The sequence below is a fragment of the Vibrio aphrogenes genome (genome assembly GCF_002157735.2).
Lineage (GTDB): Bacteria > Pseudomonadota > Gammaproteobacteria > Enterobacterales > Vibrionaceae > Vibrio > Vibrio aphrogenes.
In genome coordinates, this window is record NZ_AP018689.1 from 1,795,287 (window position 1) to 1,810,085 (window position 14,799).

The window sequence follows — 14,799 nt, forward strand, 5'->3', positions numbered from 1 at the left end:
AAGTCACAATCTGCGAGTCTGTTCACATCCTTTGGCATACTTTCAACATAGTATCCATGCCCAAGCCACAGAGCTTAAAAAAATATAAATCCAATAATGATCTACTCGGTTTACTCTGCCCTCAAGGGAGAAGTAACACTCAAAGTAGGCTGAAAAATTAACTGAAAAACAGTTACCTCTACTCTCCGCCGCTCAGCAAGCGCCCTACAATAACAACGATTTGCTGGCGGCTTTTCTTTTGCCTTTATTCCTCGGTTTTGCAATGCTCCAATAAAGGTTTTAACCAGGTTTCACCAGCCTGCAATAAGGTTTCCGCTAATTGAGTGTCCCATTGCTTCCAAACTCGTTGCACATAAACCAGTTGGCCTTCACCAGTGGTCCCAAAATCACTGCCAATAAAAGCTTTTTCCATCGTATTCAACGCGGCTTGCTTCACTTGTTGCTCTGTAAATCCAATCCATTGACCTTGCTGATCAAAACCTTGTTCAATGCCAACAAAAGCCGTTTTAGGTAAGAAGCATAACGGGGCATCCATTCCTTGATAATACGCTTGAACGAAAGATTGCAAATAGTGCTTTGCTTGCTCTTGAGGCAGTGAGGTGAACTGTAACTGTTGTACTTGACCTTTTTGCATGCCTAGCAAATAGGTGGCAGAGGAATAACCGCTGGCATTTAAACACAGGTGTTCGAGCCAATAACTTAATAAGTAACGACTATGAATCCCACCACTGCGGTAGCGCACCATTCCTAACTGAGTTTGCCCAGCTAACCAGCCGATTAAATGAATCGTCTGTGTATTGCCATTAATCTCTACATCCAACTTAATTGATACTTCGACATCGGCGGTTGGTTGCGAAACATAAGGCAATAATGCTTCGGCTAAAGGCGTCACATTCGCACGTAATTTTTGTGCGGCCAACTCACCAAAGCCCGCCATTGGTAGTTGCCCTTGTGCTTGATGAGACTGTAAATACGCTTGCGCACATTGCTCAAAGCTCGATAAAGATAATTGGCCAGATTCTTGCCCTTGCTGTTGCCATTGAGCCAATAAATGTTCACCAAACCAATAATTATCTAACCCATTCACGGCAAACGGCTCATCATCCATTTGCGTTAAAGAAATAGGATTTCGATCTAAATAGGTTTTGAGCCTGTGGTTGAAAAAATATTTCACCGGCAAATGCCAAAAACGCAATAAATCCACTAGTTCTAGGGCATATTGGTTGGGCGCTTCTGGCTCCAATTGACTCAAATAACAATCGAGCGGTTGAATAAAACTTACTTGCTCACTTTCAACCAGCCCTTGCGTTGCCTGTTTCGCCACCGGTAACCATTCTTTGGCATAGCTGGTTAAGGCCGGTGAGCGCCCATCAAAAGCCTGACTACTAAAAGGCACTAACGGATGTAAGTGACTAAAGTGAGAGATTAACGCTTGCCCTGATTCATCACTTGGCATTGTTTGATAGCCTTCTAAGGCATAGTTTTGTTGGCAATATTCCAGCAATTCAGCCACCAATACCGAAGGCTCTTTATGACTATTATCTTGGATCGAACGCCCCACATAGCTGATGTACAAATAACGTTGCGCAGAAAGCAATGCTTCTAAGAACAGGTAACGGTCATCATCTCGACGCGAACGGTCACCAGCGCGTGCTCGACCATTGATCAGATCAAAGCCTTCAGGGGCGACATTTCGAGGGTAAAGGCCATCATTCATCCCAAGTAAACAAACGGTTTTAAATGGGATCGAACGCATCGGCATCAAGGTACAGAAGTTGACTTGACCGGCTAAAAAGCGTTGACTCACTCGAGCATTCGATAAGTGATTTTGCAAATAAAGCTCCAACACTTTAGGAGAAATCTCATCCTCAAGAGACATCCCGGCATCGAGTAATTGTTGGCTAAGCTGCTGCACACAATCTCGAATGGTACTTAAAATGGCTTCCCCTTCTAATTCCACCGCAAAGAAATCATCAAGCATTTGCAACAAATAGTGTTGCCAAGTCACAAATTGTTGAGCGGTAGACAAACGATCACGATAGCGCTGTAAACGACGTATAAAGCTGGCCAATTTACCCGCAAGTTCCGCATCCATTCCTTGTACTTCATCAAAGGCAGCCATTTCACTCTCTGCCGCTTGGTACAGCCCCGCCGCTTCAGGCATGGCATAGCCTAACAGCATACGTTCAATGCCAAACAACCAAGTATTTTGCTTGTAGCTTGGAAGTTCAAATTGGGTTGCGGTAATTTCGTCTAACCCCCAGCGCACCCCAACTTGTTGAACCCATTGTGCAATCCGTTGATAATCATCCTCGTTGAGTTCAAAACGCTGCATCACCGCCGGAACCTCCAATAGTTCTAATAACTCGGAAGCCTGACAACGGCGCTGTGGCAATGACATTAACCGCATGAACGCTTGTAGAATGGGATTTTCTTGATCCACACTACGGTCAGAAATGGAATAAGGAATAAAACGCTCACCAGGTGCGTTACCAAAAACCGCTTGAATCGCGTGGCTGTACGCATTGATATCGGCCACCATGACAATAATATCGCGTGGCTTTAAATTAGGGTCAGCATCAAACATGGCCAACAACCGATCATGCAACACTTCCACTTCCCGCATTGGGCTATGGCAAATATGTAACTGCAATGACGTATCATGCGTTGAAATTAGCGGTTTATACTGACTCGTCGTGGCCGATTGTTGATCGTCTTGATGTTCACGTAGCTCTAACACATCTTGTTGAATGGCGTGTAATAAGGTGTCATTTTGACCATCAACAAAAGCATCAATTTCATTGGCTTCTAATTGTGAGAGCAAATATAAATTATCACGCCCAAGTTTTCCCATTGAGGCCAATAAACTGTTTCCGACCGCATCTTTAATATGCAAAGAAGCATTATTATGTAAAGAAGCATTATTATGTAAAGAAGCATTATTATCTAAAGAAGCCGTTTGTAAGATCTGCGCTTCCGATAACGTATTTTGCTCAATCGAGCCCTTTAGCCACTCTGACGTTTGCTCACTATGCATCACCTGGCGTGATTTTGCGGCTAATTTGGCAAGGTATTTACGATCACGCACCTCCCCCCAATAATAACGAGATGGGTTGGTAAACATCAGGTGGACATCAATATGCTCGCCGAGTGCGCGTAAGGCATCCATATAACGAGGAGGTAATGCTGTTATCCCAAAGATAAACAGACGTTGTGGTAACTGGGCTTGCTGGGTTAGATCTCCAACATAGTTTTCTAAACAATCAATAAATTCATCATAAAGATTGGCTCGATGATAAGGAGATTGTCCCATTGATACTGTTTGATCATAGAGGGCTTGCCACAAAATAGGCTGCCAAGGATGCTCATCATTTAATTCAGCAACGGTTTGCCCTGCTTCCCAAGCCGCGATCCATTCAGGTCGATACACTAAGTATCCATCAAAAATATCCGCGATTTTTTCGGCCAATTGATAGCGCTTAGATTGATCATCATCTCCCACTAAATAACGTTTTAAGGGCGAAAATTCCGCCTTGTCTAATTGCGTCGGTAAGATCTGCATTAACTTCCACGTCATCGCTTCTTTATTAAAAGCACTGCGTTTCGGTACATCCGGTAACACTTGAGTGAAGAGATTCCAAATAAACGTTGCCGGAAGAGGAAACTCAAGATTCGCCGCTACTCCAAACTCCTTTGCTAATTCCATTTTTAACCACTGCGACATGCCAGGGCTTTGCACTAAGATTTGCTCAGCTTGAAATGGGTTTGCCAGTGGTTTTAAACGAATTAATTCAACGAGTAATGATTTTAAAACATCGACTTGATTGGAATGATAAACAGTAAACACAAAGCACTCACGCAACGAGAATTGAATAAACTCAGATTAGCATAAGTGCTTGGTTTATTTTAGGCATTTCCCGTCAAATTAAGACGGTAATGAAGGCGATTGCGCACCATTGGTGGCTAATAAATATTGATGGGGACGATAAAATAACCAATAACGCAAGGCCACATACCCTACCACAGCAGTGGCAATCCATAATTCTACCAAAGCCAATGAATAGAAATGAGGAGCGTACTGCGCCAACACCTCAATACCAGACATCCAAGAGGCTGTTTTGAATAACGCCGTGGCGCCTATCACCATCGGGAAGGTAAATGCCGCATACCCGGGGCTAAATGGCAGTTGTAATAATTGATAAAAAGCAATGTAAATCAACGCTGTCATTAAGAGTGCTATCGGCAATAGCGTCATGATGACCAAGATAGATGGATTCGCGGTGAAGCTTAGGTATCCGGCTAACGATAAACTGGCTGGCGCGGCTAAGATCGCCAACGTGGGTTTAGACGCATCAGGTACTTGCTGACAAAAAATAAAACGATAAATCATCATTGGCAGCATAATGGCATAAGACACAATCCCAAATAGCAACGTGGCATTGGCAATCGGCGCTAACGTTGGGTTACCGGAAAAGGACACATCCGCAACCACAATCCCAATCGGCGGAACAAACCAGCTTGGCACCATGTGGTGAACTTCAAACTCCTGACAGCGGTGATAAGTAAACGCAGCCAAGAAAACCACATGAATTGCCACCGCCAACAACCATAAGCCATCCCCAAACTGAGGGTAAAAATGCCCAAGTGAGGCTGAGACAACCATTGTCCCCATCGCAAAAGTAGGGGCGACACTTCCGACAACAGGGTGCGCCAAATCATGACGTAGTAGCTGAAAATGAAAAATAAATTTAATCGCTAATACCAGCAATAATAACGCCGCAATGACAGCACTTCCCCATTGCGCGTAACCATGCAAATTGGCGGCATTCTCCCAACTCCAGCCTAAGCTAGCGATAGCTAAAGCCAATCCTGCCATTGGGGTCGGCGCACCAGAAATAAGACTTTTCTCAGTTCTTTTCATCTTGTTCTCACTGAATAACACTTCAATGTCACAATATTAACCTTGGCTTTGGTTTAATTATATTTAAATAAATAAAACATAAGTTAAGATAAATAAAACGACATAATGAATGAACATCCAATTCAAGCAGCAGTCCTATTCCACGATGAAAGAGGAAGAGTAATGAGCAATATCACCTTGCGGCAACTCAAAGTCTTCACCACGATCACTCAGCATACCACCTTAACAGCCTCTGCTGAGAAACTCTTCCTTTCCAAAGCGGCGGTGAGTCTATCATTGAGTGAACTGGAGAAACAACTTGGCCATGCTTTATTTGATCGGGTCAATAATCGCCTAATCCTCAATCAAGAAGGAAAGCGTCTTCTGCCTCTTGCCGATGAGCTTTTACACCGAAGTGAAGACATCAATAATTTATTTTTATCCAACCAACCCTTACATGGTCAGTTAAAAATTGGCGCGAGTGATACGGTGGGCAATCAAGTCGCTCCTTACCTATTACGAGATTTTCGACAATCAACGGGCCACCAGCAACAAAGCTTGTGGATTTCGAATACCAGCTTAATTTGTCAAAAACTGGCAGATTACGAACTCGATATTGGTTTGATAGAAGGTAAAATCCAATCGGATAATTTATTGATGCAACCTTGGAATCAAGATGAAATGTGCGTCATTTGTGCTCCAACTCATCCTTTAGCTCAATATAAAGAAATTCAGGCTGGAGATTTAGAACACAGCCAATGGTTGTTGCGTGAAGCGGGATCTGGCTCTCGTGAGTTTTTCTTACGTACCGTCGCCCCCCGTATTGAAATTTGGAATGAGGCCTTTCAATTAAACACCACCGAAGCGATCATTAATGCGACAGCCGCTAACTTAGGCCTTGCTTGCTTATCGAAGCTTGCAGCACAATCGGCCCTCTTCGATAAAAGAGTCGTGATGCTTAATCTGCCATTAAATATGACGCGTCGTTATTGGCTACTTGTGCATAAAGAAAAATATCAAAGCCCACTCCTCAAAACCTTTGTCTCCTTCTGTAGTGATTGGAAAATGCTCAACTCGTTACAATCCAGTCGCTAAGGGCTGGACAATTCATGCTATTAACTGTATAAAAAAACAGTTAATTTTTACATTTCATAGAGGGTAACCATGGCTGTAATCGTCAAGTACGTGGTGGAACGCAACGGAGAAGAAAAGATGACTTTTACTTCCAAGGCTGAAGCTGACGCTTATGACAAAATGTTAGATATGGCAGATGAGCTATTCATTTTGTTAGAAACAAGCAAATTAATCGAAGGTGACGAGCAAAAAGAAGAACTGTCGATGTTCCTTGCGCAAAACAAGGATGAAGTGCTTTATGCTTTAGGTGCTAAACGTCGCCCAAGTGAAAAAAAAGCCAAAAAAGAAGCGCCCAAGAAAATCGAATCTGATACTGAAGCCGCTTAAATTAGGTAAGGTATCTAAAAACTGAAACCACGAAAGTTTCAGTTTTTTTATACCCATCACACATTGTATACAATATTAAATACAATGCATTTACCTACTCACAATTCCATGCTAATTAATCTATTCATGACTCACTTATAATAGATCGCTCAATGGACATGAATCGCATCGATTATAGCCCGCTCGGGTTATTTGGATTTAGCATTACTTGTATCCTCGTCAACTTACACAGTTTAGGATTATTGCCGTTAAATGCCCTACTCATTTCGATGGCGCTTATTTTTGGCGGTGCCACTCAATTATGTGTTGGGCTTTTAGAGTATAAGCAAGGTCGCAGTTTTTCGGGCATCACCTTTTGCGCTTATGGCTTATATTGGCTTTCTTTTGTCGGGATTGCTCTTTTCCCAATGTTAGGCATTTCACCTTCTGCTCCCTCTGAAGTGATTGGATTTTATTTTTTACTATGGGGTATTTTTACCGCGATGATGACTCTGGTCGCTCGCCGTTTAAGCACCATCGATTTCGTTATCTTTTCTTCTTTGGCATTACTGTATTTTTTACTGACCTTACAGCAATTTTTTCCACATCCTTGGTTAAATATCTTCGCCAGTTTGATCGGCATAGGTTGTGGGATTAGCGCCTTTTATTTGGCTTTAGCAAAGATCCTTAACCACGAGTTAGGTTATGCCTTGTTACCCATTGGCCACGCTATCCCTTACTCTGCCCAGCAATTAAAGCCAGAATAAAGTGCATAAATATTCTTCATTTAAGATTATTTTCACTTCAAAGCTTTTCAGTCACGCATGCAATCATTATGATTGGACTCAATGCTTAATATTCAATGGGTAAATTACTTTACGCTTTACCCTCTATTTTTTACATGGAGAGAATGATTACATGGCTAATTTTGCACTTGCCTTTGGTACCGCAACGAAAAACCGTGATGGGAAAATTATCGAAGCTTTCTTCCCTCACCCAATCCTTAACCCATCAGATGCTTTAGTTTCTGCTGTGGCTCAAGTTGCTGGTTACTCTGAAGGAAACCAAGCAATTGAAATTACCTCTGACATTGCTGCAGAGCTTGCGACCGCTTTTGCCGCCAATGCCGATGTAGCCAATGCCGACTTTGCTGAAAAAGCAGCGACATCTTCTCAACCATTAGTCTTAGTGGTGCTTGCAAGTGACGAGCAACCGACTTCTGTTGCTGAAGGCTTCTTAAAGCTACAACTTATTTCACATCGCCTAGCTAAACCGCATGGTATCGTCTTAGATGGCATCTTTGGATTACTGCACAACATTGCTTGGACAAACCAAGGACCTATCGATTTACCTGAATTGGCTGAGCGTCAAATTGAAGCGCGTCTAAATGGCCAAACCCTGACGGTAGATTGTGTCGATAAGTTCCCTAAAATGGTGGATTACATTGTTCCAACTGGCGTACGTATTGCCGATACTTCACGTGTCCGTTTAGGCGCTCACGTTGGTGAAGGCACCACGGTTATGCATGAAGGCTTCATTAACTTCAATGCCGGCACTACCGGTGTCAGCATGGTTGAAGGCCGTATTTCCGCTGGTGTGATGGTCGGTGAAGGTTCAGATATTGGCGGTGGCGCTTCTATCATGGGTACGCTATCAGGTGGTGGTAAAGTAGTGATTTCGATTGGTGAAAATAGCTTACTTGGTGCTAACGCTGGTCTGGGCTTCCCAATGGGAGATCGCTGCACAATAGAGTCTGGCCTTTACATCACAGCGGGAACCAAAGTCACCATGCTAGATTCAAGTGGCCAAGAAGTTGAAGTGATCAAAGCGCGTGATCTTGCTGGAAAACCTGACCTGTTATTCCGCCGTAACTCGGTAACCGGTAAAATTGAATGCTTAACCAACAAATCAGCGGTTGAGCTCAACAGTGAACTGCATTCAAATAACTAATTTGATTGGCTAATAAAAACTTCTATACCCTTAATTGAGTTTTAGAGTTACTACCTTTCTTTTACTCTTACTATTAAGCTGTACAAGGTAACAAATTGAAATCCCGTAATTTTTACGGGATTTTTTACCTTTTGTTAAGAGAGGTTTACGATAAGCTAAAAGCCTTTACCCCCTCACACCCTATACCATTAACGATGAATTTCACTTCAGAACAACGGGATATTTTTCCAATCCGTTAAAAATCGGTTACACTACGCGGATTGCTTACTTGCCAACAAGATTTATGACGTTACCTTCACAAACTAATCACAACATCAATACCAATACGATTATTGATTCTCTACTTGATACCGATGCCTATAAACTTCACATGCAACAAGCGGTATTTCACCAATACCCAGAAGTGGAGGTTGTCGCTGAGTTTCATTGCCGTAGTGAAGAAGATTTGCGCCCTTATTTTGATGATATAAAAGCGCAAGTGGATTTACTTTGTCAGCTTACTTTTCAGCAAGATGAACTGGAATTTTTATCTCGCTTACCATTTTTTAAAGCTGACTATATTCAATACTTAGCCGATTTTAAATTACAAAAAGAAACCATTGAAATCACTAATGAGAGTGACCAACTACACATCACTCTACGTGGTAAATGGTTAGATGTAATTTTATGGGAAGTACCTCTACTCGCTATTATTAGTGAGGTTCGTGGCAGAGCTCGTTATCCGCAGGCTACCGTAGAGCAAGCTTGCCAGCATTTACATCACAAATTAGCACAAGTAAAAGCACTATCGCCACACGTTGATATGTCTGCCTTTTCGTTAATTGATTTTGGTACTCGTCGTCGCTTTTCGAAACAAGTCCAAGAAAAAATCATTGATGAACTCATGAACCATTTCCCTCAATTTGAAGGGACTTCAAACTATTACTTTGCGTTTAAAAAAGGGCTTACCCCCGTCGGGACTCAAGCGCATGAATGGTTCCAAGCTCATCAACAATTAACCGGTGATCTTGCCGATTCACAACAATTAGCCTTACACACTTGGCTAAAAGAGTATCCTGATTCTTTAGGCATTGCTTTGACTGATTGCATCAATATGGATGCTTTTTTACGCGATTTCACGCCAACACTCGCGCATACCTTTGTCGGTTTACGTCATGATAGTGGTGATCCGATTGTATGGGGCGAAAAAGCCATCGCTCATTACCAAAAGCTAGGCATCGATCCTCAACATAAATTATTGGTCTTTTCTGATGGCTTATCGCTTGAGAAAGCACTGGAAATCTATCAACACTTTGCGCATCGAGTCCAAACCAGCTTTGGGATAGGCACTAAGCTCACCTGTGATATTCCAGGGGTTGAGAGCCTCAATATCGTCTTGAAACTGACCGCCTGCCAAGGTAGGCCCGTTGCAAAAATTTCAGATGAACCAGGAAAAAGTATGTGTCGAGATGAAGATTACTTAAGGCAGTTAAAACAAGCTTTTCACTTAGCCTCTTAAGCGCTCATTCCACAATATTTGTACATATTCACAGTTTTATAATGGAACTGTGACCAAAGAAACCGATTCAGTTAAGGTAATTAACCTCAGCTGCGGATAACTAGAAGTCACTCAATACAGCACTTTGGGCGTCTAACTTCGTTAAAATCAACGCAATAGGCCAGCTATTGACTTATGATTTTGCCTTGTTAGCCATCCCAAATTGCAATATTGAGAGAAAGTAATCAACCCTATGTACCTGATATATTTTTTATCTTTTATATATCATAAGGTTATGACTTGTTATTGTGACACTCTTATCCGCAGTTGAGGCTAATTACTTTTTTTACTGAGTCGGTTTTTTTTATGTTTTTAGATATTCAACTTGCCCAACAAATTGTTGATCGCACCATGGCTATCATTGATACCAATATCAATGTCATGAACGAGCGTGGCATCATCATCAGCAGTGGTGAACCAGAGCGTATCGGTCAGATTCATGATGGGGCGTTATTAGCAATTCAACATGGTGATACTGTTGAAATCACCGAGCAGAGCCGCCAATCCTTAAAAGGTGTAAAGCCTGGGATTAACCTTTTACTCAAACATAACGAACAACTGATTGGGGTTGTTGGCATTACCGGGGAGCCAGACTCCATTCGTCACTTTGCACAATTAGTCAAAATGACCTCAGAGATGATCATTGAACGTTCTTTATTGATTGAACAGTTACAATGGGATAAGCGGCATATCGAAGAGTTTCTTTCCAGTTGGGTTAATGACGAGCTCACCGAACAAGAACTCGAAAGCTGGGCGCAACGCCTCTCTATTGATATCCACCAACCTCGAGTCGCGGTGTTGATTGAGCTTTCCAATGATTCCCCAAATACCCAAATGAATCATATCCGCCAGATCGTTGAATCTCTTGAATACCCCAAACGTAATAATCTCGTCGCGGTTGTGGCGATGAATCAAATCTTGGTCTTAAAGCCATGTAAACCACAAGAAGACCGTTGGGATCATCAGCGAGAAAGTTGCCATATTGATCAGCTACTCAACCACCTTGCCGAACAAGGCATTCATCGGCTCCACGTGGCTTTAGGTGAGTACTTTCCTTCGGCTAAGCAAATGCCATTATCCTTTCAAAGTGCCAAACAAGTTCTACAACTGGGTAAACACCACCTTCCAAGCCAAACAAAATATTTGTATGAAGAGATGCGCATGGCGGTCTTACTCTCCCCTCTAAAAGAGCATTGGCAAGGTGCACAATTATCAACCGCACTAACTAAACTCAAACAACACGACCGTTCAGGTCAATTATTAAAGACCTTACATCGACTATTTGAACATCAAGGCAATTTAACCGAATGCGCTAATAGCTTATACATTCATAGAAATACCTTACGTTATCGCTTAAACAAAATTGAACAAATCACCCAAATCTCACCTCATAACTTCAATGGATTGGTTGAATTGTATATTGCTTGCCAGATCACACATTAATTACAAATTTGTTCATGAGCACAAAAAGCATGATTATTTCCATCATAATTTTTGGTTATGTTACTAAAGTAATTTTTGATATTTACCGCAATACTATAAGCATCATTTCGCTATAAGGTCCTGTTATGAAAATTATTATTGCTCCTGATTCATTCAAAGAAAGCTTAACCGCGAAACAAGTGTGCCAGTCGATTGAAAATGGCCTTAAACGGGTTTGGCAAGATGCTGAATACGTACACTTACCATTAGCTGATGGTGGTGAAGGAACGGTGCAATCTTTGGTTGATGCAACCCAAGGAGAGATTATTCAATGTCAAGTAACAGGACCTCTCGGCCACCCCGTTGAGGCTTTTTACGGCCGCTTAGGAGGAGAGCTCCATCATACTGCCGTTATTGAGATGGCAGCTGCTAGTGGGTTACATCACGTCCCAGTTAACCAACGTGATCCTAAGTTAACCACCAGCTATGGAACCGGTGAATTAATTGCACATGCTTTGGCACAGGGCGCTAAAAAATTAATCATCGGCTTAGGCGGCAGTGCCACTAATGATGGTGGCATGGGGATGTTAGAAGCATTAGGCGTCCAATTTTTAGATAAAAATAGTCATGAGATCTCTGGGAATGGGATCGGCTTAACCCAGATAGAATCCATTCGAACGGACAAAATGAATACTGACTTCTCACAATGCGATATTTTGATTGCCTGTGATGTGGACAATCCTTTGTGTGGTGAGCATGGGGCAACGGCAACCTTTGGAAAACAAAAAGGAGCCGATGAAGAAGACACTATTTTGCTTGATAACGCGTTGAGCCACTATGCTGATGTCATCGCCCAGCAGTTAAACAAACAAGTTAAAGACATTCCTGGCGCTGGAGCCGCTGGAGGTTTAGGTGCCGCTTTTCTTGGTTTTACCTCCGCAACGCTCAAACCAGGCATTGATATTGTGTTGCAAACTTTATCGATTGAACAACATCTTCATAATGCAGATCTCGTCATTACTGGTGAAGGACGTATCGATTGGCAAAGTGCTCATGGGAAAACCCCCGTTGGGATAGCCAAAGCTGCAAAACAATTTAATTTACCTGTCATAGCGTTAGCTGGATGCGTAGGGGATAACTACCAAGCAGTTTATCAACATGGAATTGACGCGGTTTTTGCTGCAATTCCACGACCTTTTACCTTGGAAACGGCCTTCTTAGAAGCTGAAGTTAATATGACCAACTTAGCGGAAAATGTGGCTCGAACCATGAAATTATCTATGGCATGAACAGCACTTATGGCTGGGTTAACATTGCGGCTGAGTTAACATTGAAGCTGGATTAACATTGATGATCCAGCCCGTTTCTGCCAGACCGAGCTCCAAACCAGGTTAGAGTTCTTACTTAACCTCAACTGCGGATAAGAGTGTCACAAAAACAAGTTTAACCTTCTGATATATAGGTGAGAAAAATATCTATCAGGTACCTAAGGCTAATTATTGTCTCTCAATGCTGCAATTTGGAATGGATAACAAGGCAAAATCATAAGTCAATAGCTGGCCTCTTGTGTCGATTTTAACGAAGTTAGACGGCCAAAGTGTGGTATTGAGTGACTTCTAGTTATCCACATCTGAGGTTATTGATACCAATCGTCATTCCACCGACGAGCTCATCCGCAAAAAATAGTTACAATCAAATTGATGTCGAAGCTCACACAATTAAACTGGTTGGACCTTAGTCTTATTGTTATTTCCATGTGACTCGCCTAAAAGTGTTAATAGATTGTAAAACAAGGCGAAGATTATGAATTCAGTAAATCAATCCGTACCATCAAGTCTCCCATTTCCACATGAAATGATTTTAAAATGGGCTCAAGAGCGCCCGAATGATGTGTATTTAACTCAGCCTATTCAACGTAAAATAAAGTCCTTCACCTTTTTAGAAGTGGCAGAGCAAGCCTTATCGTTAGTCTCTGCTTTGCGTGATTTAGGCCTGCAACCGAAAGATAAAGTGGCCTTACTTTCTAAAAACTGTGCGGAATGGTTTATCTGCGATCTTGCGTTAATGTTGGGAGACTACATCAGCGTTCCTATTTTCCCGACCGCTGGCAGTGACACCATTGAACATTGTTTAGTTCACAGTGAATCTAAAGCCATTATTGTGGGAAAACTTGATGACGACAAAGCGGCGCTTGAAGTATTAAACCAATACCCTTCCGTCATCTCCATTGCTTTACCTTATGACAGCGCACCAGATTGTCATCATCAATACCAAACACTCGTTGAAAACCATTCACCGAGCACAGAACGCCCTCAACATCATCACGATACCTTAATGTCTATTGTTTATACTTCTGGGACGTCTGGCTTACCTAAAGGCGCAATGTTGACATATGGCGGATTTGCTTGGAGTGCCAGTAAAATTGTCGAGCACATAGGTTTGCAAAAAAATGACCGATTGTTCTCTTACTTACCTTTGGCGCATATCACGGAGCGCGTTTATGTTCTCGGGACTTCGGTGCTTGGCGGTGTTCCTACTAGCTTTGCCGAAAGCCTTGATACTTTTATTGACGATGTGAAAGCACATAAACCAACGTTATTCGTGTCTGTCCCTCGATTATGGACCTTATTCCAACAACGTATTTTAGATAAAATGCCGCAGCGCAAACTGAATATTTTGCTCGCGATTCCTTTTATTAACACCATAGTAAAAAAGAAAATAGTCTCAGGATTAGGTCTTGAACAAGCCAGAGTGCTCGGCTGTGGTTCAGCTCCTATCTCTCCATCCTTGTTGCAATGGTATCGCAATGTGGGAATGAATATTACCGAAGCTTGGGGGATGACCGAAACCTTTGCTTACAGCACTCTCAATTACCCATTCCGAGCCGACAAAATTGGTACAGTTGGTGCCGCAGGCCCAGGCATTGAACTGAACATTGCCGATGACCATGAAATCATGGTGCGCAGTGTAGGGTTATTTGCAGGCTATTATAAAAATGATGAAGCAACACAAGAATCCTTTAATGAGGACGGTTGGTTGCATACTGGAGATATTGGTAGCATCGATGAAGACGGGTATTTATCAATAGAGGGGCGTAAAAAAGACACCTTCAAAACGGCCAAAGGTAAGTTTGTTTCTCCGGTGCCAATTGAGAAAAAAATCTTCGAATTTTCACGAGTTGAAATGATGTGCCTAATTGGTTTAGGACTGCCCGCTCCTATTTTATTAGTCATCCCTCATCAATTTAAACACTTTGATCGAGCTCGTTATGAAAGAAAAACCGCAAAGATCATTCATCAAATTAACCAAGAGCTAGAGTCTCATGAAAAGATCAAAGGGGTATTAATGATCAAAGAACCTTGGAGCATCGAAAATGGTGTCTTAACCCCGACATTAAAGATCAAACGTCATGTATTAGAAAAGCAATATCATGAGGTCGGAGCTAACTGGCCTAAAGACCAATTGATTGTCTGGGAAGAGTAAACTCTTTCACTTTATTGCGCTTATTGCTTGCGCATAATGCATAAATAGCTTATAAAACGCGCCGTCT

The 14,799-nt window shown here is 42.2% G+C and carries 10 protein-coding genes; 8 read left to right on the forward strand and 2 right to left on the reverse strand.

The features are described from left to right. Positions 1-244: 244 nt before the first annotated feature. Together recC and VCA1004_RS08185 are read right to left on the reverse strand one after the other, a co-directional pair. The gene (recC, locus tag VCA1004_RS08180) at positions 245-3,847 is read right to left on the reverse strand and encodes an exodeoxyribonuclease V subunit gamma (protein ID WP_086983231.1); all 3,603 of its coding nucleotides are present in this window, start codon (positions 3,845-3,847) and stop codon (positions 245-247) included. Positions 3,848-3,925: 78 nt separating this feature from the next. After that, positions 3,926-4,921, reverse strand: coding sequence for a TDT family transporter (locus VCA1004_RS08185; protein WP_086983229.1), 996 nt, complete (start codon positions 4,919-4,921; stop codon positions 3,926-3,928). A gap of 162 nt (positions 4,922-5,083) precedes the next feature. On the opposite strand from VCA1004_RS08185, the gene VCA1004_RS08190 reads away from it, so the two are divergent. The 8 genes from VCA1004_RS08190 to VCA1004_RS08225 all read left to right on the forward strand — a co-directional run bounded on the left by VCA1004_RS08190 (position 5,084) and on the right by VCA1004_RS08225 (position 14,732). Beyond that, the gene (locus VCA1004_RS08190) at positions 5,084-5,995 is read left to right on the forward strand and encodes a LysR family transcriptional regulator (RefSeq protein WP_232012585.1); all 912 of its coding nucleotides are present in this window, start codon (positions 5,084-5,086) and stop codon (positions 5,993-5,995) included. Positions 5,996-6,064: 69 nt separating this feature from the next. After that, positions 6,065-6,361: a YebG family protein gene (locus tag VCA1004_RS08195; protein ID WP_086983225.1), complete on the forward strand. Its 297-nt coding sequence runs from the start codon at positions 6,065-6,067 to the stop codon at positions 6,359-6,361. Positions 6,362-6,513: 152 nt separating this feature from the next. Continuing rightward, positions 6,514-7,107, forward strand: coding sequence for an acetate uptake transporter (locus tag VCA1004_RS08200; RefSeq protein ID WP_086983223.1), 594 nt, complete (start codon positions 6,514-6,516; stop codon positions 7,105-7,107). A 151-nt stretch (positions 7,108-7,258) separates the two neighbouring features. Beyond that, a complete protein-coding gene (gene dapD / locus VCA1004_RS08205) occupies positions 7,259-8,290 on the forward strand; it encodes a 2,3,4,5-tetrahydropyridine-2,6-dicarboxylate N-succinyltransferase (RefSeq protein ID WP_086983221.1) in 1,032 nt (343 codons plus the stop codon). A gap of 283 nt (positions 8,291-8,573) precedes the next feature. Beyond that, positions 8,574-9,788: a nicotinate phosphoribosyltransferase gene (pncB, locus tag VCA1004_RS08210; protein ID WP_086983219.1), complete on the forward strand. Its 1,215-nt coding sequence runs from the start codon at positions 8,574-8,576 to the stop codon at positions 9,786-9,788. A gap of 345 nt (positions 9,789-10,133) precedes the next feature. Beyond that, entirely contained in the window at positions 10,134-11,270 is a 1,137-nt protein-coding gene (locus VCA1004_RS08215; RefSeq protein ID WP_086983217.1) for a sugar diacid recognition domain-containing protein, read from the forward strand. Positions 11,271-11,395: 125 nt separating this feature from the next. Further along, positions 11,396-12,538, forward strand: a complete 1,143-nt coding sequence (locus tag VCA1004_RS08220; protein WP_086983215.1) for a glycerate kinase family protein — start codon at positions 11,396-11,398, stop codon at positions 12,536-12,538. 514 nt (positions 12,539-13,052) lie between these two features. Next, positions 13,053-14,732, forward strand: a complete 1,680-nt coding sequence (locus VCA1004_RS08225) for an AMP-binding protein (RefSeq protein WP_086983213.1) — start codon at positions 13,053-13,055, stop codon at positions 14,730-14,732. Positions 14,733-14,799: the final 67 nt, after the last annotated feature.